This is a genomic window from Gemmatimonadaceae bacterium (assembly GCA_020852815.1).
GTDB lineage: Bacteria > Gemmatimonadota > Gemmatimonadetes > Gemmatimonadales > Gemmatimonadaceae > SCN-70-22.
The window spans coordinates 23,507-47,025 of sequence record JADZAN010000012.1; the positions used below are offsets into that span (position 1 = coordinate 23,507).

General features: G+C 69.3%; 20 protein-coding genes. 5 read left to right on the forward strand and 15 right to left on the reverse strand.

Annotation, left to right across the window (positions count from 1 at the left end; genetic code table 11):
• Positions 1-377 precede the first annotated feature (377 nt).
• The gene (locus IT359_07030) at positions 378-3,581 is read left to right on the forward strand and encodes a ribonuclease H-like domain-containing protein (GenBank protein ID MCC6928727.1); all 3,204 of its coding nucleotides are present in this window, start codon (positions 378-380) and stop codon (positions 3,579-3,581) included.
• On the opposite strand, the gene IT359_07035 is transcribed toward IT359_07030, so the two are convergent.
• From IT359_07035 to IT359_07050, 4 genes are all read right to left on the reverse strand, one after another.
• Positions 3,578-3,874 carry a helix-hairpin-helix domain-containing protein gene (locus IT359_07035; protein ID MCC6928728.1) on the reverse strand — a complete coding sequence of 99 codons (297 nt, stop codon included), beginning with the start codon at positions 3,872-3,874 and terminating at the stop codon, positions 3,578-3,580. The two genes, IT359_07030 and IT359_07035, sit on opposite strands and share 4 nt — an antisense overlap.
• Before the next feature lie 5 nt (positions 3,875-3,879).
• Complete coding sequence (locus IT359_07040; protein MCC6928729.1) at positions 3,880-7,245, reverse strand: PD40 domain-containing protein; 3,366 nt, start codon at positions 7,243-7,245, stop codon at positions 3,880-3,882.
• 182 nt (positions 7,246-7,427) lie between these two features.
• Positions 7,428-8,840 (reverse strand): hypothetical protein, encoded by a 1,413-nt coding sequence (locus IT359_07045; protein ID MCC6928730.1) that lies wholly within the window; start codon positions 8,838-8,840, stop codon positions 7,428-7,430.
• Positions 8,830-11,115, reverse strand: coding sequence for a TonB-dependent receptor (locus tag IT359_07050; protein MCC6928731.1), 2,286 nt, complete (start codon positions 11,113-11,115; stop codon positions 8,830-8,832). The genes IT359_07045 and IT359_07050 overlap by 11 nt, the downstream gene beginning before the upstream one ends.
• A 13-nt stretch (positions 11,116-11,128) precedes the next feature.
• Here IT359_07050 and IT359_07055 point away from each other — a divergent pair, with 13 nt between their 5' ends.
• Positions 11,129-11,320, forward strand: a complete 192-nt coding sequence (locus IT359_07055) for a hypothetical protein (GenBank protein MCC6928732.1) — start codon at positions 11,129-11,131, stop codon at positions 11,318-11,320.
• A gap of 37 nt (positions 11,321-11,357) precedes the next feature.
• On the opposite strand, the gene IT359_07060 is transcribed toward IT359_07055, so the two are convergent.
• The 11 genes from IT359_07060 to IT359_07110 form a co-directional block, all read right to left on the reverse strand.
• Positions 11,358-11,837 carry a hypothetical protein gene (locus IT359_07060; protein ID MCC6928733.1) on the reverse strand — a complete coding sequence of 160 codons (480 nt, stop codon included), beginning with the start codon at positions 11,835-11,837 and terminating at the stop codon, positions 11,358-11,360.
• A 77-nt stretch (positions 11,838-11,914) separates the two neighbouring features.
• Complete coding sequence (locus IT359_07065) at positions 11,915-13,129, reverse strand: amidohydrolase family protein (protein ID MCC6928734.1); 1,215 nt, start codon at positions 13,127-13,129, stop codon at positions 11,915-11,917.
• A gap of 98 nt (positions 13,130-13,227) precedes the next feature.
• Positions 13,228-13,605, reverse strand: a complete 378-nt coding sequence (locus tag IT359_07070) for a cupin domain-containing protein (protein MCC6928735.1) — start codon at positions 13,603-13,605, stop codon at positions 13,228-13,230.
• A 29-nt stretch (positions 13,606-13,634) separates the two neighbouring features.
• Positions 13,635-14,141 (reverse strand): DUF2249 domain-containing protein, encoded by a 507-nt coding sequence (locus tag IT359_07075; protein MCC6928736.1) that lies wholly within the window; start codon positions 14,139-14,141, stop codon positions 13,635-13,637.
• Complete coding sequence (locus IT359_07080) at positions 14,138-14,440, reverse strand: metal-sulfur cluster assembly factor (GenBank protein MCC6928737.1); 303 nt, start codon at positions 14,438-14,440, stop codon at positions 14,138-14,140. Before IT359_07080 ends, IT359_07075 begins: the two co-directional genes overlap by 4 nt.
• Before the next feature lie 24 nt (positions 14,441-14,464).
• Complete coding sequence (locus tag IT359_07085; GenBank protein ID MCC6928738.1) at positions 14,465-15,715, reverse strand: hypothetical protein; 1,251 nt, start codon at positions 15,713-15,715, stop codon at positions 14,465-14,467.
• Positions 15,716-15,761: 46 nt separating this feature from the next.
• Entirely contained in the window at positions 15,762-16,694 is a 933-nt protein-coding gene (locus IT359_07090) for an SCO family protein (GenBank protein MCC6928739.1), read from the reverse strand.
• A complete protein-coding gene (locus IT359_07095) occupies positions 16,679-18,439 on the reverse strand; it encodes a cbb3-type cytochrome c oxidase subunit I (GenBank protein ID MCC6928740.1) in 1,761 nt (586 codons plus the stop codon). The genes IT359_07090 and IT359_07095 overlap by 16 nt, the downstream gene beginning before the upstream one ends.
• Positions 18,436-19,041 carry a hypothetical protein gene (locus IT359_07100; protein ID MCC6928741.1) on the reverse strand — a complete coding sequence of 202 codons (606 nt, stop codon included), beginning with the start codon at positions 19,039-19,041 and terminating at the stop codon, positions 18,436-18,438. The genes IT359_07095 and IT359_07100 overlap by 4 nt, the downstream gene beginning before the upstream one ends.
• Positions 19,042-19,048: 7 nt before the next feature.
• The gene (locus IT359_07105) at positions 19,049-19,213 is read right to left on the reverse strand and encodes a hypothetical protein (GenBank protein MCC6928742.1); all 165 of its coding nucleotides are present in this window, start codon (positions 19,211-19,213) and stop codon (positions 19,049-19,051) included.
• Between the two features lie 35 nt (positions 19,214-19,248).
• A complete protein-coding gene (locus IT359_07110) occupies positions 19,249-19,881 on the reverse strand; it encodes an RrF2 family transcriptional regulator (protein ID MCC6928743.1) in 633 nt (210 codons plus the stop codon).
• 170 nt (positions 19,882-20,051) lie between these two features.
• Here IT359_07110 and IT359_07115 point away from each other — a divergent pair, with 170 nt between their 5' ends.
• The 3 genes from IT359_07115 to IT359_07125 are packed head-to-tail and all read left to right on the forward strand — an operon-like array spanning position 20,052 to position 23,451.
• Entirely contained in the window at positions 20,052-21,623 is a 1,572-nt protein-coding gene (locus IT359_07115; GenBank protein MCC6928744.1) for a hydrogenase iron-sulfur subunit, read from the forward strand.
• The gene (locus IT359_07120; GenBank protein MCC6928745.1) at positions 21,620-22,282 is read left to right on the forward strand and encodes a hypothetical protein; all 663 of its coding nucleotides are present in this window, start codon (positions 21,620-21,622) and stop codon (positions 22,280-22,282) included. Before IT359_07115 ends, IT359_07120 begins: the two co-directional genes overlap by 4 nt.
• A complete protein-coding gene (locus IT359_07125) occupies positions 22,279-23,451 on the forward strand; it encodes a COX15/CtaA family protein (protein ID MCC6928746.1) in 1,173 nt (390 codons plus the stop codon). Before IT359_07120 ends, IT359_07125 begins: the two co-directional genes overlap by 4 nt.
• Positions 23,452-23,519 lie beyond the last annotated feature (68 nt).

Consider the following 23,519-nt stretch of genomic DNA (forward strand, 5'->3'; position numbering starts at 1 on the left):
CTCGCGGCAGAGGAGCAGCTCCCGTCGTTAGGGTTGGCCACCGGAAGCGCGGCGCTCGCGCGCGGCGATCACTTCATGATGGCAACCGAGTACGAGCGCGACTTCCCCGCCTGGCGCGTCGACTTCGGCGACGGCGAGGCGACGTCGGCCTATGTGTCGCGCCGCAGCGGACGCCTGTTCGGGATCATCACCACGCAGGCACGCATCACCACGTGGACCGGCGCCGTCCCGCACTGGCTCTACTTCCAGTGGCTGCACGACCATCACACCGCGTGGACGTGGAGCAACTACCTCCTCCCCGCCATCGCCTGTCTCATCGCACTCTCGGGAATCGTGCTGGGGCTCTGGCAGCTCTTCCCGCACCGGCGGCGCGGCAAATGGCAGGCGAGCGGCTATCGCGGCATGAGCCAGTGGCATCACATCTCGGGCGTCGTGTTCGGCTTCCTCATCCTGGCCTGGACTTTCACCGGTGTGCTGGAGATGCTGGGTCCCGGGCTCGCGCCACCGCGTGCGATGATGGATCGCGCGCAACGCACCGGGAGCGCGCGACAGGTCGCCATCTCAGAGCGCGCCGCCATTGCCGCCGCGCAGCTCATCACCGGCTCCCGCGGCCCCGTGCGCGCCGTGGACCTGCACTGGGCAGGTGGCGCACCCGGCTTCGTCGTGCACCTGACGGACACGTCGGCCTTTGTCGACGCCACCACGGGCGCGGTACGCGGGGCACTCCCCGACTCGGCGCTGCGGGCCATGGCGCAGCGCGCCGCGGGAGCGCCTGTGGCCATCACCGGCGTCACGCCGATGGCGGCGTCCGACGACTACTACTATGCCGGGCACGGGCGCGGCGTGGCGCTCCCCGTGGTGCGCGTGCAGCTGGCGGATGCGGCGCACAGCGCGCTCTATCTCGACCCGCGCACCGGGCTCCCGCTCGGAGTGGTGAATGCGTCGTCGCGGCAGTGGCGCTGGTGGCGCGATGCGCTGCATACCTTCGACATCCCCGCACTCAACAACCAGCGCCCGCTCTGGGACATCGTGACGCTCATCCCGATGCTCGGTGGGACGATCGCCGCCTTTACCGGCGTCTGGCTACTCGTGACACGGCTGGGGCTCATGCTGGGGTGGAAGCCGGCGCGCCGCCGCCCGCGCGCGACCGCTCGCGCCGCCAACCCCGCGGCGCGCTGACGCGCGCCGAGCTGCGCCGAGCCCCGCCGCGCATCGTGTCACCATCTGCGCAGGACGAATGGCTGTGGGGATGGGACCCCACGCCGGGCATCGTCTCCGTCTGGGGTGACACCAGCGGACGCGTCGCCCTCTGGAGGCGCTTTCCGGCGAATGGGGCGCTGCTGCGCGAGCACGTGCGCTTTCGGCCGTGGATCCTCCTGGCCCGCCTCGATGACCTGCGACACCTGGGGCGCTCACTCGTCCCCGCCGGCGAGGGCGCCGCGCGCGACCCGTCGTGCGTCACCTGGCGAGAGCTGGAGGGATCGGGGGAGCTGCGCTTCCTCGTGCGCGCGCGAGACCTGCCCACCATCACTAAGGCCGTGTTGCAGGGGGCGGCGCGGCGGCTCGGGGAGCGCCCGCGCCACATCCGCGCGCTGGGCGACCACGAGGTGCTCGTCCTCCCGCCGGAGGAACAGTATCTCGTCGCCACGGGGCGCACGTACTTCCGCGACCTCGCCTTCGATCAGCTGCAGCGACTCCAGTTCGACCTCGAGACCACGGGGCTCGACGCCACGCGCGACCGCATCTTCCTCGTCGCCGTGCGACTTCCCAACGGAACCGTCGAACTACTCGAAGCGCCTTCCGTCGACGACGCGGGCGAGTCAGCGCTCATCGGTGCGCTCGCGCAGACCATCGTGCGCGCCGATCCCGACGTCATCGAGAACCACAACCTGCACGGCTTCGACCTCCCCTTCCTGCGCGAGCGGGCGCGCCGACTCGGCGTCCCGCTCGCGCTGGGGCGCATCGGCGGCGCAGGTCTGCGCGAGCGCGCCGCGATGCGCGGCGTTCTGGCCGGCGACGACAGCGCGCGCCGAGTGCGCTACATCGTTCCCGGGCGCGAACTGATCGACACGCTCGATGCCGTGCGTCGTCACGACTTCTCGGCGCGCGACCTCCCGGGGCACGGCCTCAAGGCGGTGGCGCGCCACTTTGGCCTCGCGCGCGACGACCGCGTGGAGATCCGCGGCGATCGCATCTTCACTGTGTACCAGCGCGATCCGGCGCGCGTGCGTCGCTACGCCACCTCCGACGTGGAGGAGGTGGCCGGCTTGTCGCGTGTGTTAGGCGGCGCCGCCTTCGCCCTCGCGCGCATGGCGCCGCGCCGCTACGAACGCCTGGCCGACGCCGGCGCCGCGACCGGCGTGATCGATCCGCTGCTCGTGCGCGCCTATCTCCGCGCCGGCGTCGCGCTCCCCGCGCACGCGCCGGCCCCCGCCATCGAGCACAAGGGGGCGGCGTTGCACCTGTTCGCCGCCGGCGTGGCGCACCGCGTGGTGAAGGCCGACGTGGCCTCGCTCTATCCGTCGCTCATGCGCGCCTATCGCATTGGCCCGCGGCGCGATCACCTGCAGGCGCTGCTCGCCCTCGTCGACGGATTGGTCACGCAACGACTCGCCGCCAAGGCCGAGGCACGACGCCACCCCGCCGGCTCGGCCGAGCGCTTCGGACAGGAGGCCATCTCGGCGGCGATGAAGATCGTGGTGAACTCCGCCTACGGCTACCTTGCGGCTGGCGGCGGCCTCACGCGCTTTGCCGACGTGCGCGCCGCCAACGAGGTCACGCGGCGCGGGCGTGAACTGCTCGACCTCCTCTGCCGCGAACTCGCCGCACGCGGCGTCACGCTCCTGGAGGCCGACACCGACGGTGTGTACTTCGCCGTCCCGCCGGCGTGGAGCGAAGCCGATGAGCGACGCGTCGTTGCCGAAGTGGCGGCGTTGCTCCCGCCGCTGGTGCAGCTCGAGTTCGAGGGGCGCTACGCCGCCATGCTGTCGCACGAGCCGAAGAACTACGCCCTCCTCACCTACGACGGGCGTCTTCTGCTACGTGGCGTTGCCTTCCGTTCTAGTCGCGCCGAGCCGTTCGCCAACGACTTCCTGGCGCGCGCCATCGGGGCGTTGCTGCGCGGCGACATTGCGGGCGTGCGCGCCGAGTATGTGGAGACGGTGCGCAAGCTACGCGAGCGCGCCTACTCAACGCTGGAGGTGTCGTCGCGCGTGCGTCTCACCAAGTCGCCAGCGCAGTACCTCGCCGTGCGCGACAAGCGGCGCGAACTCACCTACGAGGCGCTGCTTGCCAGCGGGCGCACCACATGGAGCACGGGCGAGCGCGTGCGCGTGTACCGCACCGCGACTGGCTACGGCGGCGTGGTGCGCGAGTACGATGCGGATGAAGTCGCGCCCACCGACCCTCGCGACTACGACGTCGCGCACTACCGGCGCGTCCTGCGCGACACCTACGCCGCGCGACTCGAACGCGCCTTTGCCCCCGCCGACTTCGACACCGTCTTTGCCGACCCGGAGCAGCCCTCGCTCTGGAGCGGGTCGCTGGCCGGGGTGCGAACCGTGCTTACCCCGACGCGTTAGGCGTCGCGTGCCGCCAGGAGCCGCTTGCGCTCGGCCGTGTAGTCCCACCACGCGCGCGGCGGTGCGCCATCCATGAAGCGGGTGATGCTCATCAGCGTATCGAGCACGCACGGGTCCTGCCGGCTGTGCGTGAGTTCGCACAGCCGGTCGTAGAGCTGTACCGGATCCTTCCCCCTGAGTTCTGCCGGCGAGGTGAAGCCGAGCAGGCGCAGGTCCTCCGCGAACGACTTGCCGACATTGGGGAGGTCGGTGAAGGTGCGGAGCGAGCGTCGGTTGACCTTGGAGGGATGCACGGTACCTAACGAAGCCCCGCATTCACCGCAGGCGCCGGCTGCCGCCACGGCTGCGGCGGCAACGCACGCTGCCGCGGCCACACCTCGTCCAGCGTGTCGCCGTTGTACAGCCGCCCGTTCCGCATCACTTGACGAATGGTGTTGCTGTTGCGGATGCTGGCCAGCGGATCGCCGTCGAGGACGAGGAGGTCGGCGAGCTTCCCCGGTTCCAGCGACCCCAAATCGCGGTCCAGCCCCAGCGCCTCGGCGCCCATGATCGTCGCCACGCGCAACGCCTCGTGGTTCGAGAGGCCGCCCGAGGCCACGGTCCACAGCTCCCAGTGGTAGCCCAGCCCTTGCAGTTGGCCGTGCGAGCCGATCCCGGCCTTGCCGCCGGCTGCAATCAGGTCGCGGATCACCTTCGCGTGCTCGGTGAAGTTGTACTCCTCGTCGAGGAACCAGCCCGCAGGGCCGGGCGAGCCACCGGCCCCCTGCCCGCGGCGCCGAGTCTTGGAGTCGAGGTCGTCGTCCGGGGTGAAGCGGCGCAGCTTGGGATCCTTGTTGGGATTCTCCTTCGTGTAGTAGTAGTTCTCCACCCACGGCCCGCCGTACGTCACGAGGAGCGTCGGCGTGGACACCGTCCCCGACGCCGCGAAGAGCTTGATCACGTCGTCGAAGAGCGGGGTGATGGGAAGGTTGTGTTCCACGCCGCTGTAGCCGTCCAGCGCCATCGTGACGTTGGTGCGGAAGGCGAGCCCTGCCTCGGTGGTCGGCATGAGGCGCAGCTCCTTGGCCGCCATCATGATCCACTGCCGCACCTGGCGATTGCCGGCCCCGTACATCTTGATCGTGTTGGTGTGGTAGTAGTCGCTGTAGCGCTTGAGGACGTTGCGCGTCTGCTCGAGCGAGCGCAGGCGCTCACCGGCAAAGACGCCGGGACCCGTGGAGTAGATGCGCGGTCCCACCAGGTCCCCCGTCGTCACGCGATCGGCGTAGCTCAGGACGTCGGTACTCCCGGTTTGCGGGTCGCGCGTGGTCGTCACCCCATAGGCGAGGTTGGCCAGCAACGCCCACGGCTGCACCGTGTGGATGTCGGGCGAATGGCGGAAGTGCGCGTGCGTGTCGACAAAGCCCGGGATGATCGTCTTTCCCGTCACGTCGATGATGCGCGCCCCCTGTGGCACCTCGACGCTGCCGCGCTTCGCTACGGCCACGATGCGGTTGTCGCGCACGATGACGTCGGCGTCCTCGATCACCTCGTTCCCCTTCATGGTGATCGCCTTGGCCCCGCGCAGCACCACGGTGCCGCGCGGGATGTCGCGCTGGCCGGCGACGTTGACGCGAATCTCTGTCGGCTTGTAGGTCGCCGTGGTCGTGTCGCGCGGCGCCGGGCGGCGCGACGTGTCGCCGGGAGTTGCCGGCGCGGCCGCCGCGCGCCGCGCCTGGCGCACCGAGTCGTCGAACGCCTTGGCGCGATCGAGGTCGTAGGTGACGAGCGCGTTCCCGATCGACCAGTGCACCACGCGCCCGCTTGCCTGCCATGCGGGGAACTCGCCGCCGATGTCCGAGAGGCGGCGCACCGGGGTCGGCGCGCTCTCCGGTGTCGCGACGGAGATGGTCGGCACCTGCCCGCCGATCACCGGCACGGTCACGACGTAGAAGTCAGAGCCCACCTCGGCCAGCGCCAGGTCGCCCCTGGGTGCCATGCGCACCGTGTTGGCGTTAGGCGCTGGGCCGCCCCCTGGTGCCGCCGCTCCCGTCACCTTCACGTGCGAGCGCAGGTCGCTGCCATCCCAGCGGAACGAGACGAGCCCCTCGTTCCTTCCATACGCGTAGATGCGCGTGGCGTCGCTGGTGAAGTGCGGGTCGGCCAGCGCGCCGGCGTCGCGAATGCGCGTGATGGCACCGCCGTCGGCGCTGACCCAGACGAACCGCGCCGCCTGTCCGCCGCCAAAGCGCTGCAGCGTCTCGCGCAGTTCGCGCGCGTCGGCCTGCATGGCGAGGATGCGCGCGCCGTCCGGAGCCCATTGCGTGGCATAGTATGTGGCCGCGTCACGCGTGAGGCGCACCGGCTGGCCGCGCCCGTCGGCGCGCACCTTGTAGATGTGCCCCCCGTCGTTGGTCCAGGTGACATACGCGATCCAGAGCCCATCGGGAGACCACGCGGGATGGAACTCCCCCTCAGGCGAGGCAACGACCTTGCGCGGCTCGCCGCCGGGCAGGTCCATGACATACAGATCGCCTAACGCCGAGAAGGCGTAGCGCTTGCCGTCCGGGGAAGGAACGCCGTCGCGAATCTGCGTGGCGACGATGGTCGGCGTGTCCTCGATCGGATACTGGAACTTCACCTCGGGGCCGATCGCGACGTCGACATCGATGGTGAAGGGGATCTTCGTCGCCGCGCTTCCGTCCACGGGAACGCGCCAGATCTCGCCGCCGTAGGAGATGACCACCGCCTTGCTGTCCGGGGTGAAGTCGTAGCCCGGGAGCGCGTCGGTCTCCAGCATCGCCTCCTGGTTGTCGCGCTGGATGGGATAGGCGAGCCAGCGCTCCTCACCCGACGCGAGGTCGCGCAGGCGCAACCCGGTCTTGTTCTCGTAGCGCGAGCCGTACGCGAGCAGCTTCCCGTCGGGCGAGACCGCCGGGCGGAAGGCGGCGCCGTAGCGCGACGTCATCGTCGTCACCGTCCCCAGCTCGCGGTCGTACGCCGCCAGCTGGAACGAGGGGAAGATCTGGTTGTAGGAAAAGACGCCCTGTCGCGTGGCGTACCACAGCGTGCGCCCATCGGGGGAGAAAGCGGCACCTAACGCCGACTGCGCGGCCGGCTCGCGGATCACCTGGATTCCCGCGCCACCGTCCACATGGTAGAGGAAGATCTTGGGCGCCCCCTGCACCGAGCGCGTCACGGCGACGTACTTCCCGTCCGGCGTCCACTCGGGAGAGACGAACAGGTCGTCGGTCGTCCTCGACAGTTGCAACGTGTCGCGCCCGTCGGCCGCAATCACCCAGAGATTGTTCCCTCCGCTGCGGTCGCTGATGAAGGCAATGCGCTTCCCGTCCGGGCTCCAGCGCGGCTGCGCGTCGTGCGCCATCCCGCTCGTCAGGCGCGTTGCCGCACCGCCGGCCATGGGAATGGTGTAGAGATCGCCCAACAGGTCGACGACGAGCCGCGAGCCGTCCGGGCTCACGTCGACCGACATCCAGCTCCCCTTGCTCGCCGTGAAGCGCAGGTGGCGCGCCTCCTCCAGCGGGAGCGGGGCGCGGCTGGCGGGGCGCGCCGGCGCCTGCGCGCTGGCCAACGCAGGCGGAAGCGCGGGCGCGAGCGCAAAGGCAATTGCAGTCGCCGCGCACGCTGCGCGCGGGAGCCGGTTCAGGCGGATGGCATGCATCATCGAACGAATCGTGGGGGAGTGGTACTCGACGACAACGGCACGGGCGCCGCAGAACATCGTTCCGCGGCGCCCGATGCGCCACCTGCTCAACGCGGAGACGAGCTACGCCTCGCGCGCACTCCCCGCGCACTCCCCGCGCACGCCCCGCGCACTCCCCGCGCACGCCCCGCGCGCTCCCTTCGCTACGGCACGCGCGCGACTCCGATCGAACTGGGCGCGCCTGACGGAGTCCGCACCCACGCCAGGAGCGTCCCCACCGCCGCCGTCGCCACCGTCGGGCTCTTTCCCGGGCCTACGTCCGGCCCCGCCAGCGTTGCGATCACGGCGTTCCCACCCTTCTCGACGCGAACCCGCGCGAGCCTCACGCGTCGTGTCCCATTGCCGACTTCATCCCACGCCAGGAGCACGTCGCCACCCGCTTCCGTCGCCAACTGCGCATGGCCGGGCAGTCCCTTCGCCGGAACACGAACACGCGTCGTGAACGTGCGGGCATCGCTCGACGTCGCGTGATAGAGGACCATCTTCGACGGATCGCCCCCCGCCTCGGGCGTCACCCACGCAACATGCACGCGCTTGGCCCCGTCGACCGCAACCGCCGGACCGTTGTCAGGGCAGCCATCGAAGACCCACCGGTCGTTGCTCACGCGCGTCGGCTCGCCGAACTTCTCCCCGCCGTCACGCGACGCGGCGATGGCGATGTCGCGCTGGTTGCCGGGAAAGACATGGCGCCAGACGACGTAGACGTCACGCCCCGACGACGTCATCGAGGTCTTGCAGCAGTAGCACACGCTGCGCGCAATCGCGCGCGGCGCGGCGCCGCCGAGCGTCGTGGCGTAGAGTTGCGAGTGCCCCGCCATGCGCTCGGATTCCGACATCTCGTCACCCGGTGACGCGTGCGCGTGCGCCCCCATCGGCGCCGCAGTGGAGACCTTCGGCGCGTTAGGCGCCGCCGAGCTTTTGCCGTCGCCCGTCGCGCGCTTCGTCGACGAACGCGCGACCCCTTCCAGTTCGCGATGATCGAGCCAGGCCACGACCACACGTCCCGCGGCATCCACGGCAATCGACTCCCATCCTCGGCTCCCCCCTTCCCCGCTTCCGGGAACGATCGCCGTGGCGCCGAAGCTGCGCGCGCCGTCGCTCGAGCGAGCCACGAGCAGTCGCCACCCCTGCTCTTCCTTGTTGGTCCAGACCACCACGACTTCGGGTTCGCGCCCCCCGCCCGCGCGCGGAACCAGGGCGACGCGCGGCGGCATCTCCGCGTTCACGCGCGCGCGGCCCGGCGTGTCGTTCACACGCACCGGCGCGCTGAACGTGGCCCCGCCGTCGCGGCTCGCCGCGGCATAGATGTCCACCACCCCCGTCCCCGCCGCCGACCACGACACCGCGACGAACCGCCCGCTCGCGGCAATGGACACGTTGTCGCTCGACCGTCCGTCCACGGACAACGACGCGACCCCCGCGCGCGCCTGCGCCGCAACGACGCGCACCTCCCCCGCGGCCAAGACAACCAAGGCAGCCGCCAGCACTGCCCACGCGCGCCTAACGCGCGCCGGCGTGCCCGCGGCCGCCAGCCACACGCCCGACTCAGAACGCATAACGCACGCTCGTGCTGAGGGTTCGCTGCGGGAACGGGTGAAAGAGGAAGTACTTGCGATTCAGCAGGTTGTCGACGCCTAACGTCGCATGCACGTTGTGCATCAGGCGCACATTGGCCACCGCGTCGGCCACGAACCAGCCGCTGAAGCCCTGGTACGTGTTGGGATTCACGTCGGCGTTGTCGAGCGTGGTCCAGAGCGGCCCGCTGTAGCGCCCGGCCAGCGTCACCCCCACGCGCTCCCCCGGCCGGTACGTCGCCACGAAGTTCGCGCGCCAGTCGGGAATGTTGGGGAGATGCTTCCCGATGGCCGCGCTGGCCGGCGCCGTTGCGCTCGCGCGCCCAGACGTGGCGAGCGTGCGGGCATTGAGATAGGTCACGCTCCCCGACAGCTCGAGCCCGCGCACCACGAGGTCGCGCCCGTTGAGCACCAGCTCCGCGCCGCGCGAGCGCACGTGGTCCACGTTGGAGACGTAGGAGTACAGCGTCGACGACCCGGCCACGAGCGGCTTGAACTGCGAGATGATGGCGTCATGCACGTCGTCGTTGAACAGCGCCAGTTGCACGCGCCCGCGCGCGAGCTGGCGCTCCACGCGGAGTTCGCTCGCCAGTACGTTGTCCGGCTTGAGGTTAGGGTCGGGGGAGGTGAACGTCGCCCCCGTCGTCACGAGCTGGTACAGCTCCGCCGCCGTCGCAAAGCGATACGCCTTGCCCAACGACGCCGTCACCTTCCAGTCGCGCGCGCCGTTCCAGGCCAGCAACGCCTTGGGGGAGAACTTGGTCGCCTCGACCTCCGGCTGCCGCACGGTGGTCGCACCATTCACGTTCACGCCGTCGTAGCCGCGCCACGTCTCCCAGCGCCCACCCACCGTCAGGCGCAACGCCGGCGCCAGTTGCCAGGCATCCTGCGCCCACAGCGCGCTGGTCCGCGTCTTCCCGTCGCCGCGGGTGGCAACCCCGGTGTAGGGCTCCCCGCTGGTCCAGTCGGCGGTCGTATACGTCGGGTTCACCAGTTCGTATCGGTCGTGATGCGCACCGAAGGAGACGGTGTGCGCCGCGCTGAGCCCTCCACGGTGCCAAGTCCCCTTGAGGTCGAGCGTCTCCCACCCGGTCCCGCTCAGCACCGCCACCCGGCCGGCCGCCCCGAACGTCGTCCCCGTCGCCGATGCCGACGTGGGGAAGCGCTGCCGGTCGGTGCCGAAGTCGTAGCGCGTCCCCACCACCTCGAAGTCCCAGTCACGGCGCGTGTCGCGACGCACGGAGAGCGACTGCGAGCTGTGGCGCTGCAGCAGGTTGTAGTTCCCGCTGGCAAAGCCCGACTGGCCGGCGAAGGTCGCATCGCCCGAGCGCTGCAGGTAGCTGTCGACGCCAGCGTTGGCGTCGTTCTCCCACCATCCATAGGTGTACGCCGCCCGCACGTTCGGCGTCAGGTCATAGGCAACCTTCGCCTTGGCGTTGGTCATCTGCGAGTGCAGGAGCCCCGAGGCACCAAGGATGTTGGCCGCCGCGTTGAGCTTGTTGAGCCCAGCGACCCCGCCGGTCGTGTTGGCCGGGAACGTGGCACTCGTCACGTAGGTGAGCGGCTGCGAGTGCGAATCCTGGTAGTTGCCGCTCACGACAAACGAGAGCTTGCCGAAGCGATTGCCGAACCGCGCCGACGTCTGCGTCGTCCCGAAGGTGCGGTCGGTACCATACAGGGAGAACGCCTGCCACGCCTGCCCCTGCGTGACGCTCCCCTCGAAACGTTCCGGCATGCGCGTCGTGATCTCCATGACGGCCCCCATGGAGTTCCCCGCGTAGGCGGCCGAGAACGGACCGTACATCATGTCGATGCGCGCGATTTCCTCCGGCGCCACGAGCCCCCAGCGCGGACCACCGATGGTGTTGTTGTTGGCGATGAGCGCGGTGAGCGGAACACCATCGGCGTAGATGAGCGAGCGCGCGCTGGAACTCACCCCCCACGTGCGCGTGGCCATCACCGCCTGCGTGTCGCCGTTGTTGCGCTTCCTGATGAAGACGCTGGGGAGGTACTTCACCGCATCGGGCGTGTCGACGAGGTTGACGGTCTCACGCACCCGTTGCGCGGTGATGCTGGCGGTAACCGGAAGCGTTAGGCGCGTGATGGCCGCCCTGGTATCGCGCTCGGCGGTCACGCGCACGCCGGCAATCGTGGTCGCCGAATCGCGCGTGGCCGCGCTGTCGCGCCCAGCAGAGGTGGGGCGCTGTGCATCGAGGTCGCGAGCGCCGCTGGCCATCAGCGCGAGCGCGACGCTCACGGTAGGAAGCAGAATGGAACGCATGATCGAAGTCGATCCGGAAGGTGAGGGGAACGGACGACATCGCACCTCGCCGGACAGCCGGGATGCAGCGGATCGCGCCTGCCATATGCACGCGCCCGCGCGATCTCGGGCCGTCGCCGGGATCGATCGTCGTCACCTGATGATGTGGGAGCTGCCTGCCGGCGCGCCGGTGCCGCGTTAGGCGCGCACCAGTGCTCGGCGGTACTCAGGCGCGGTACTCAGGCGACGATCGGGGGACCGTTCGCGAAGGGGAGGGTGTGGTCGCGCCACTCCCGCGACTCGGCGCGCTGCACCACCGGCGCGACAGCGTCCTCATGCACCTCGCGCGCGACGGCCACCTCGACCACCGCGGGGGTCGTGACCGGCGCGGCGGTGCAGCACTGTCCCAGGCACGTGCAGCAGCCGTGCGTGGCATCGCCCGATGGCGCGTCAGCGAGCGCAGCCGCCGATGCATGCGCGGCCGGTGTGGTGTGCGCGCCCTGCGCGCCATGCGCCCCATGCGCCCCATGCGCCCCATGCGCCCCATGCGCCCCATGCGAGGCCGACGTCGACGTCGCGAGCGGCTCCCCGTGCTGCGCGCTCGCCGCCGCGTTCCCATGCATCGCGCACGCGAGGATTCCCGCCGGCTCTATGAGCGCCGTGGCAAACCATACTCCCCACAGCAGCGTGAGGACGCGAATCCAGACCGGGCGATGCATGAATCAAGTTTATCCTGCGCGCTCCCCCCCGGTAGGGTCAACTCACCTATCGAGAGGGATGCTGCAGCGAGTCGTCCCTACTTCGGCCACCCCGACTGCGGGAGCCCGCCAGTGATTCTCAGCGCGTTGCCGAAGTACACCTTCTTCAGCACCGCATCTGGCAGGTCGATCCCGTACAGCTTCCAGAAGGCGTGGTACGGGCGGTAGTAGTCGAAGTAGTCGTCACGCGTCTCGAAAACGCGCCAGTAGTATGGATACTCCTCGGGCTGGAACGAGTCCTTCCCGAAGAGGATGCGGTCCTGGTACTTGATGAAGAAATCGTGCGCGGCGCGCGGCTGCCTGGCGATGTCGTACAGCACCGCTCCCACCTCGGTGAGGAGGTTGGGATTGGCGTCGAACATCTTCCCCAGTCGCTCCAGGTCGTTGGCGTGCCACCCCATGTGCGCAATCACGAAGGTCGTCTTCGGGTTGCGCTTGATCATGTTGTCGCGCTCGGTCATCAACGTCTCGAACGACGGATACTGATCGGCGGGGTAGCGTCGCCCGGGAAAGAGGGCGAGTTCGAGCCAGCGCTCGTTGTTGTAGTCGATCGTCTCCCAGAACTCCTGCGGGTCGGCGGTGTGAACGAAGACGGGGATCCTGAGTCGCGCCGCCGCCTGCCACACCGGGTCGAGCGCCGGATCGTCGATCGACAGGCGTGAACCATCGGCCTTCCTGGTCGACAGCCCCAGCCCCTTGCCGATTTCCCCCACGCCGACAGCGCCAGCTGCAACGTCGGCCTCCAGTTGCGCCACCGCCTTCTCCGCCCACCCCGGCCCCACGCCCCGGAAGTCGATCCCGGTCAGGATGCGCACGCGGTCCTTCATGCGCGGCGACGACTGCACGAGGGCTATCTGCCGCTTGAGCGACTCGCCAGAGACGTTGTTGGCCGCTACCATCACGCGCACGTTGAGCGCGTCGAGATCATCGCCGAGCTGGTTCAATCCCTCAGGCGAGGAGAGCTGCGACGTGGGATGACCGTGGTAGTCGATGGCGGGAAACTTCGCCTTCGGCACCTTGTGCGCCACGGTCTTGAGCGTGTTCCTCGGTCGATAATCGAGGATGCTCGGCGGCGGCATGGTGGGCGCCTGGCAGTTGCGCGGACGCACCTCGGTCATCCCGGGCGGACAGTGTTCACCCGGCTGGATCGGCGTCCCTTGTCGCCCCGGCGGTCCCTGGGCAGCGAGGAGCGCGGGGACGAGGAGCGACGAGATGAAAGCCGCCGAAACGGCGCGAGGGATCGCGAGACGCATGAGGGGGTCCGAGCGGGTGAAGGAAGAAATCTGTACCCGTGCGAGCAACCTCGCGATCCGTGCTACGCCCGCGCCGCGGCGCCCCTTGGTTCGGGAGCCTACCTCGGCGCGCCCCCCGACTCCGGCATCGCCACCGTGAGCAGGAAGGTCACCCCCGTCGCACTCGTCACCGCGTGGCGCACGTGCGCCCCCACCGTCACGATCGAGCCGGGCCCCAGGTCGTAGCCGGTGTCGTCGACCGTGAAGTGCATCGTCCCTTCGATGGGTTGCACCGTGATGGGGCCGGCCGCCGCGTGCTCGGGGAGCACGCCACCCGGAGCCAGGGAGATGAGCGTGAGGCGCAGCGCCCCGCTCTTGAGGATGGTGCGGGCGGTGCGGCCGTGCTTGTCGGGAAGGAGCGCGTGCATTTGCGCGTGCTCGTGCTCGAGGTCGAGGACGAGCGCTTCCCCGTCGAGCGGGCGATCGAGCGATGACATGCGGATAACCGGGGGGAGGGGTTGAGTCGTTAGGCCTGCGCGCGCGCAGGGCCCGCGCGCTTGATGAACACGTGCACACGGTTCTCGCCAAGCTTCTGCACGTCGTACGAGAAGCCCTGCTCTTCCAGTCGCGGCAGGAGCATCATGGGGACGCGCGCGTTGACCTGCACGAGCGTCACCTCGTCGGGGAGGTCGCGGAGCGCGGCCAGCGTGTACGAGAGCGGCTCCGGCGGCTCCATCCCGCGCACGTCGAGCACAGGCGTTGCGCGATAGAACCAGATCATCCAGTCGTCAGGCGCCAGTTGCTCGGTGTAGTGCGCCAGGCCGTGCCTCGTCATGACGGAATAGAGCGGGACGGGCTCGAAGATCGCGCGCACGCAGAGCGCCCCACCCTCCTGCACCTCGCCCCGTGCCGCCATGAGCCGTGCGAACGGTTCGCGCCCCTGGCGCAGGTCTTCGCGCACATCGCACTCGACGACTTTCGATGGATCCACGACTTGCAGCGCCAACGGCAGGTCATCTCGTAACAGGTTCATGGCCGACCCTCCTGGATCAGGCCCGGGTGCCATGCGGGCTCCCACACCAACGTGGGAACGACGCGCGTGACTCCAGGGACGCGCGAGATCGCCTGGACGATCCCGGACGTGATGTGTGCCCTCATGGGGCAATGGCGTGTCGTGAGGGTATAGGTGACGCCCACCGCCCCGTCAGCAGCAACAGTGACGTCGTAGACGAGCCCCATCGTGCGCACGTCGAGCCCCACCTCGGGGTCTATCACCGTGGACAGCGCGTCGAGCACCCCCTGCTCGAGCGCGGTGGGGAGAGGATCACTCATGAACGTTCCTTCACGGACGTACTCTCACGGACGTTTTCTGAAGAGCGCCACCACCTGAATGCTGGTCACCAGCGCACCCGCGGCAAAGAGGGCAGCGCCTGTACGAACGCCCAGCGTGATCCCCATGGCGGCGCTGGCGACCAGCACCACGCTCCCGCTCGCATAGAGCCACGCCGCGCTCCACGCCCCCCGGGCCGAGTAGAGCTCGCCAACCCTGGGCAACGGTCGCGTCCCCGCCAGCGGCCCGAAGCGGTGATTCCACACCAGGAACGGGACGATCTTGTAGAAGTGCGCGGCCACGAAAGCGCTCACGCTGGTGAGCACCAGCGCCACATACGCCACCTGCACGCGCGGCGGCGCGAGCCCCGCCACGGTGACGAGCGCAAGCGGCAGCGCAACGCCGAGGCCGGTGAGTGCCACCGCCGCGAGTCGCATCCCCACGTCCAGCGCCTTGCGGAAGCGATGCGCGTAGTACTCGCGCACCTGCAGGAGAAAGGCAACCACGCCGCTGACGATGAGGACGGCGGGGAGCCAGCGCCCGGCGATGGGGACGTGATGCAGTACCGCCAGTGCGCCCGCCCCGGCAGCCGTGAGGCGCACCGCCCAGGGCGCGTAGCGATCGCTCCCGCCATGGCTCAGCAGGAACATGGGGAAGAGGCGCTGCGACACCCCAATGATCGACAGCAGGACCCAGCCGGCCAGCGCGATGTGCAGGTGCGCGCCGAGCGCGATGGGGCGCGCCACGCCCAGGAAGGCAAGGCGCAGGTTGGCGCTCAGCGCGGCGCCCAGCACCAGCGTCACGACGAGGAAGACCAGCGCGCACGCCAGCGCCAGCCAGAGCGGGTCGCGCGTGGTGGCTCGGCGCAGCGTGACCGCCGCGTTGGCCACGAACAGCGTCGCCCCCGTCACCAGCGCCACCACCCCCGCCAGGAGCAACGTCTGGCGATCCAGCGCCAGCCCAACCGTGAAGGCCAGCACCCCCGGGGCATAGCAGGCAAAGCTCACATGGGCCAGGCGCTCCGATGCGATGGGAACGCCCACGGCAACCGGGAGAAACTGGTACATCGCCCCCATGATGGAGGTCGTGAGCCACCCCAAGGTGACGCAATGGACCACCGCCAGCACCTGGTGCGCCGAATAGCCGCCCACGGCGAGCATCGGCGCCTGCCACACCGCGCCAACGCCGGCCAACACGAGGAAAACCAGCGCCGTGGCGAAGTGCTCGCCCGGGAGGAGGAAGCGTGGTCCGCTGGTCACCGAAACTGGAGGCGACACGGGAGCCGATGCGGGTGTCGCTTTGGGAACCGCCGACACGCCGCGCCTACGGTGTGGCCAGAAGCTCTCGCATGCGGTCGATCCCTCCATCGAGGCGCGCCGTCAGGCGGCCATTGGCGGCGACGAGGAAGGCCACCGCCGCATGCGAGATGTCGCCGGTGGCTCCGTCACGGGCACGTCCAATTCCCCATCCATCGAGTACGGCCGTCACCTCGTCCACGCTCCCGCTCAGCACCTTGTCGCCCGCATCCATGCTCCACTGCTTGGCGATGTGCGGGAGCCGTTCGGGGACGTCGCGCCACGGATCGAGCGTGACGACCACGATGGGCACTTCGCGCGTTGCCTGCGCTCTCGCCTCGCGAAGCTGGTGCACCAGCGTGGGGCACACGTCGGCACAGTGCGCAAAGGCGAAGGTGACGATGACGGGCGTCCCCTTGGCCTGCGCCAGGTCGAAGCGCCCCCCCGTCTGGTCGGTGAGGACCAGCGGCGGCGCCTCGAGGTCGAGGCGCGGCACCGGCTGCGCCGCGGCGTTCACGTCGAAGGCGGCGGGCCCCGCGAGGTCGAGTGCGCCCAGCACCCGCTGCGCGGCCAGCACGCCCCCCCACGCCAGGGCGCCTAACGTCGACAGCATCGCCACCTTCCCCCACCCGCGCGCGGCCAGCCACGCGAGGTCGCTCCGCAATGCCTTTCCCCACACGGCCATGAGCGTCCCGATCATCCCGATGGGTTCGCCGATGAGGAGCACCCAGCCGCCCGCCGACGGGAGGCCGGAGCCTACCGATCCGAAGCAGGCGGCGCGCGTGCGCACCACCCACGCCGGCGGCGCCTGTCCCAACGGCATCAAGGCCAGCGCCCACCACCCGGCAGTGATCACCAGGAGGAGCGCCAGCGTCACGACCGCGATGCCACGCCCGGGAGTCCTTCCCCGGGCGCGCGCATCGACCGTCGTCTGTTCGAGTGTTGCTACCCGACCTTCCACAGCACGCTCAGGAGCTTCCAGTTGGTGAAGTAGTACACCACGAACGCCGCGAGGAAGATGCCGACCAGCGCCATGGTCCCCGGCGTCGGCCCGATCCAGCTCGGGTTCTCGCGATGCAACCGCTCGTTGACCTCATCCACGTTGGCGGGATGCACCGGCGGATTGGTCAACCCCTGCGGCACGCCGGCCACGGCCCGCCCCGGGACGATCTCCCCCAGCGGCTCACCGAAGAATACCGACTTGACCGCGATCGCGATGAACAGAAGTGCACCGGTCACCGCCATGATCCCGCCAATGCCCATCACGGCAAGGACGAGGTCGACGGCCGGGTTGAACTGCACGCTGAACGGCGCCTGCGAGAACGAGATGTCCCAGTGCCGCCGCGGAACCCCGAACGAGCCGGCAAACGTCATCCCCATGGAGAGCAGGAGCATCCCGATGGCGAAGAGATACGGCTGGATCTTCGCCGCTCCCCAGAACGCAACCTTGCGACGGAAGACGAGCGGGAGGAGGTAGTACGTCGCCGCCATGAACGCCATCGCCGTCCCGCTCACCACCGTGGCATGGAAGTGCCCCGGGATGCGCATGGTGTTGTGCGCGATGATGTTGATCTGCTCGGTCCCGATGGTCACGCCGGTGATCCCTCCCACGAAACCGAAGACGACGACGGAGAAGACCATGCCGCTGAAGCCCGGGTCGCCCCACGGCGCGCGCCGCAGCCAGCCAAACAGCCCCTGCGTGTAACCGCGCAGTCGCATCCCGAGCTCCATCCCCGCCGGAACCGTGAAGCCGTGGATCATCGACGCCAGCACCGCCATGTACATGAAGTACGACGTGTTCACCACCTTCCACGCCGGCCCGAACCCCGGATCGACCAGGAGATGGTGCGCCGACGCCATGGAGATGAACAACACGTAGAGCACGAACGCCGAGCGGCTCACCTTCTCGTTGAGCACCACGCCGCCCACGGTAAGCGCCGAGAGCATGTACCACACCGCCACCATCGCCGCGACGTTGATCTGCTGCGAGGAGTGACCAAGCGCCCACCAGATCATGCGATAGATCTGCGGATCGACCGACTTGATCACGCCGATGGACCAGAGGAAGGTCGGGATGTAGATGATGGCACCGTGCAGGAGCGTGATCACGGCGATGATCGCCGCGGTCATTGCGCCGTACACCACCAGCGGCAGCGACCCCTCATACGTCTTCTCGCGCTTGGCGATCACCAGCGTGGCAAAGAACTGCGCCACGACCAGCAGCGCCCCAACCGCGAACAGGATGATGCCAAGGTAGAAGATCGGGTGCGCCTTGAGCGGCGGATACGATGTGAAGAGGACGTCGGCCTTGCCACTCCACTGCATCCACTCGACCAGGATCGTCCCCAGGAGCATCAACCCGAAGTTCACCCACCCCAGTTTGGGATTGGCCGGCCGCGCATTGAGCAGCGCGGTCGAGGTGAACCAGAGCACCGCCATCTCGAAGTAGATGATGAAGAAGATGAGCATGTTCATCCCGTGCACCCCGAGGATGCGGTAGTACCACACCGCGGGGAGGAGATGCACGGCCTGCCAGCGCGTGAGCACCAGCAGGAGGGCCGCGATCGCGCCAATGAGGAGCGAGACGACGGCGACGACGGCGTTGGCCTTGACGAGCGCCTCTGCCTGACGATGGATGCGGCGGCCGGTGAACGCGCAGGTACGGAACGCGTCGGCCGCGCCGGATGCTGTCAGCGTGGCGCTCATGGGGTGGCTCCGTTGCCCAGGCGGGCGTTGGCGTTGTCACTCACGCGTTGGCCCGCCTTGTCGAGCACGATCACGCGTCCCACCATCGTGTGGTGGCCAATACCGCAGAACTCGTTGCAGATGATGCGGAAGTCACCCGAGGCCGTGGGCGTCACCTCGAGCGCGTAGTCGTAGCCGGGAACGATCTGGAAGTTCACGTTCAGCGGATACAGGCTGAAGCCGTGGTTCACGTCCAGCGCCGACAGGTGCAAACGGTACGTCTCGCCCTGCGTGAGCTGCAGGATGGGATACCACTGGAAGGTGAGCGCGGTCATGTACACGTCGCTCCCAGCCGGCGGCTGCACGATGGGGAGCCCGCGGTCGGTCCCCACCTGGTATTGCTTGGCAAACTCCTGCGTGCGGGCATAGAACGCCCGCGGCTCCACCCGGCGCCTGATCCCCGACGGGTTCTGCCCGCCGCGCCAGTGCCACAGCGGCATCATGGCAAACAGCACCATGCACCAGGCGAAGGCAATCGCCACCCACACCTTCTCGGCCTTGTGCGCCGGCTTCCACCATACGCCGGGGGCCGCATCCAGTCCGGTATGAACCTTGGTCAGCATGCTCCCCTCACGGTAAGGTGCCTTGCGGCATCGACAGGATCTCCCACATCCCCCACCCGGTGTAGACGATGAACATCACGACGATGCCAAGCGCCAGCAGCAGGAACACATTGTCGAAGAGCCGCTGCATCAAGGGCGGCGACTCGTCAGGCGGTGACGCATGATCGGACACGGAGGACCTCGGGGAGGAAGGTGGTACGGCAGGGACTAGCCACGGCGCGTGCGCGTGGCGGGAGACTGCTTCACGGCGGCCTGCTTCGCGGACGCCCGCGCGGCAGGCGACTGCTTCGAGGGGGTGGTCTTGGAGGGGGATGACCTGGCGGCAGCCTTCTTCGCGCCGGCGCGCGACGCCGCCGGCACACCGGGCGTGGGGCCGCGCGTGGGGACACGATGCTCGTGCAACGCGAGGTCGTGCCGCGGCGCCATGGCCGGCTGCTCGGCGATCTCGCCCAGCAGGTCGGCGATCGTCGTGCGCCGGAAGAACTCGCGCTGCGCATGCGAGATGGCCTCCCAGCGCGGATGCGCCGAGCAGGGGTTCTTCCAGCCGCAACTCGTGCGCCCCAGGATGCACTTGCTCTCCTCGACGTCGTCGAAGGGAGCGGCCACATCGCCCAGCGTGAGGTCGCGCGCCGCGCGTGCAAGGCGAAAGCCGCCGCGCGGACCGCGCCCGGATGTGAGCACCCCCGCGCGCGCGAGAGCATGCAGCGTCTTCGAGAGATAGTTGCGCGGAACGCGCAGGTCGGCGGCAATGGCGTCGACCGGCACGGGATAGTTGGTCCCATGTTCGGCGACGTACAAGACCGCGCGCAAGGCGTATTGCGTGGTGCTGCTCAGCGGCATGCGGGTTCGGCGAGTGCGACGAGCGGAGCGAGTGTGGCGGCGGCGGGTGCAGCGGGGTCGGGCTGCGTTGCATTTATCATGTGAATATGATAAACTCGCCGCAAGAGGGACTTCACCCCGCCGCAATGCTGTCGGCCGTGGCACGGTCCCCGTCCACTCGCCCAGCTGGCATGCGGTCGCTCGAACGCTCCGCCCTTCGCCTCGTCCGCGCTCTCGACAGCGCGTGTCATCGCCTGCTTGGATGGCGCTACAACCCGCTGCACCAGAGCGGCGCCATCGCAGTCGCCCTCCTCACGGTCCTCATCGTCACCGGGCTCTACCTGCTCATCTTCTATAGAGTGAGCGCCCCCTGGGAATCGGTGGCTCGCCTGCAGGCCGACCCCTTCATCGGGCGATGGATGCGCGGCGTACATCGCTTTGCCTCCGATGCGCTCGTGGTGGCAATCGTCGCACACGTCATCCGCCTTTTCGCGCAGGCGCGCAGTTGGGGGCCGCGCACGCTGGCGTGGGTCTCCGGCGTCGTCCTCCTCCTCCTCTTATTCACGAGCGGGTGGACAGGATTCGTGATGGTGTGGGACACCTTCGGCGCCCAGCTCGCCCTCGCCGGCGCGCGCCTGCTCGATGCGCTCCCCGTCCTCTCCGAGCCGGTGTCGCGCACCTTCGCCGGCGATCGCCCCATCCCCTCAGCCTTCTTCTTCCTCAACCTCTTCCTGCACGTCGCCCTCCCACTCGGCGCCGGCGCCGGCATCTGGTTGCACGTCTCGCGCATTGCGCGCCCCACGCTCCTCCCGCCGCGCCCGTTGCTCTGGGGGATGATCGGCGGTCTCGTGGCGCTGGCGCTCCTCCTCCCCGCACCGCTCCCGCCGCACGCCGATCCGTTCGTCGTACCGTCAGAGGTCCCGCTCAACCTCTTCTATGCGTTCTGGCTCCCGCTCGCCGCCAAGCTTCCGGTGTGGGGGGCGTGGAGCGGAGCCGTGGGCACGTTCGTCTTGCTCCTGCTGGTGCCGCGCCTAACGCGGCGCCCACGCGAGGGCTCGTTCGCACCCAGCGTGGTCGATCCGCGCCTGTGCACCGGCTGCAACCAGTGCCCGCAGGATTGCCCGTGGGAAGCGATCACGATGCGCAAGCGCGACGACGATCGCCCCACGCTCGTGGCGCACGTCGATCCCGCGTTATGCGTGAGCTGCGGCATCTGCGCCGGCTCGTGCGCGCCGATGGGCGTGGGACCACTGCATCGCACTGGGCGCGACCAGATTTCCGACATTCGCGTGCTGGCGCGCGACATCTTGCATGTCACCTCGCGCCCGCAGGTGCTGGCCATCTGTTGTGAGAACGCCGCGCCGGCGCAGCTCGATGCGCTGCGTCGCGAAGGGGCGGTGGTGCAAGGCGTGCCATGCAGCGGCAACCTGCACTCGTCGGTGGTGGAGCTTGCGCTGCGCGGTGGAGCCGCCGGCGTGATCGTCTTCTCCTGTCCGCCGCGCGACTGCCGCGGGAAGGAGGGACCGCGTTGGCTGGAGGAGCGCCTGTACAACGAGCGCGAAGCCGAGCTGCAGGCACGCGTCGACCGTCGCCGTGTGTCCACCGCCATCATGGTCATCGGCGACCAGGCGGCTACGCTCACCGCGTTCCGCGACTTCCGCGATTCGCTCCTGCCATTGGGAATCGTTGCACCTGAGGAGCTGGAAGACCCCGACGCGCTGTGCGAGCCCGTCCCACCTGCCGCCACCAAGGAGGGGAGATGAGCCCCACTCCCGCCCGCGCGGTCGCCGTCGGTGCCGCCAGCGTCCTCTTTCTCGTCGCCCTGCGCGCCGCCTCCTTCATCCCCACCACCGATGCGCGCGGCGACTCGGCGTGGGTGCGCCTGAGTTGGAGCGCGCGCCCGGAGCGCGTGGAGCATTGTCGCCGCCTCTCGGACGAGGAGCTGGAAGCGCGGCCTGCGCACATGCGCCTTCGCTTCGAGTGCGAGGGGCGCTTTGCGCGCTACGAATTGCGACTGACGGTTGACGATTCCGTCGCCGTGCGCGACGTGGTGCAGGGCGACGGGCTGCGCCACGACCGCCCCATGCACGTGCTGCGCGAGCACGCGCTCCGCCCCGGCGAGCGGCACCTGCTGGTCACGCTCGCTCGCCTGGACTCGGCCACCGCCACGGCGCAGGACTCCATTGCCGGGACCACCGGCGTCACCGGCGAGCAAGTGCGCCCGGGCGCTGAGTCGGACACCGTGCTGGGTGAACGCGAGGGGCGGGAGCGGGAGGAACGCGCCCGCCGGGCCGCCGAGTCGATTCCGGCGCGCCTTTCGCTCGACACCACGATTACACTTGGGGCGGGGCGCGTCGTCCTCGTCACGTACGACGGCGCGCGCCGCGTGCTCGTGGCGCGGACCGGGAGTGCGAGCCCGTGACCTCGATCCGTCCCTCGATCGACTCCGCGCCCGGCGTTGCGCACACACCGTGGCGCACGACCAGCGTTGAAGACATCGACGTGACCTACATCCCCTCTGCCGCCAACGATCGCGCCGTGAGGCGGTGGCTGTATGCCACCATGTTGTCCGTCCTCGCCGTCCTCGTCGTCGGCGGGATCACGCGACTCACCGAGAGCGGGCTTTCGATCACCGTCTGGAAGCCCATCACCGGCGTCCTCCCCCCGCTCTCCGAGTCGGCGTGGGAGCATGCGTTCGCGCAGTACCAGCAGATCCCCGAGGCGCAGACCGTTCACGCCGGAATCACGCTCCAGAAGTTCAAGTCGCTCTTCTTCTGGGAGTGGGCGCACCGCCTGGTGGCGCGCCTGGTGGGGCTCGTCATCGCCGTTCCGTTCTTCGTCTTGTTGCTGCGCGGGCGCATTCGCCCGTCGCTGCGGCTGCGCATGGCCAACCTGCCGCTCCTCGTCACGTTGCAGGGGGCCATGGGGTGGTACATGGTGCAGAGCGGGCTGTCGGAGCGGACTTCGGTGTCGCAGTACCGCCTAACGGCACACCTGGCGCTGGCCGTCGTCATCTATGTCGTGGCGGCGTGGACCGCCTTTCGTCTGCTTCCCGCCAGCGAGGGCGACGCCGCGGCCACCGATCACACCGAACCCAACGGCGGCGCGCTGGCGCTCTCGGCGCTCGTCTTCGTCGTCATTCTCAGTGGCGGATTCGTGGCCGGGCTCGATGCGGGGCTGGTGTACAACACCTTCCCGCTGATGGGGGGGAGCGTACTTCCGCCCACGTATGGCGACCTGACGCCGATGTGGCGCAACTGGTTCGAGAACCCGGCCGCGGTGCAGTTCCATCACCGCACGCTCGCGCTCGTGACGCTTGGGCTCGCGCTCTGGTATGCGTGGCGGCGCCGGTCGGCGCTCGCCGACGCCAAGGCGCGTCAAGCGTGGGGCTTCGTGCAGCTGGCGGCGGCGGTGCAGGTGTCGCTGGGGGTGGCGACGCTTCTGCTTCACGTCCCGATATCGCTGGCGGCGCTGCACCAGGCTGGGGCGCTGGGGTTGCTGACGGCGACGCTGTATGCGGGGGCGCGGGATGGGGTGGCGGTACCGCGTGCCGCCCGCACTACCGCTATCGAGGGCGCCGCGGCCAATTGAGCGAGGCGTGATCGCACGTCATCTTCGTGTAGTGCCGTTCGCTACACGATGGACGTTCGACCGCTGAC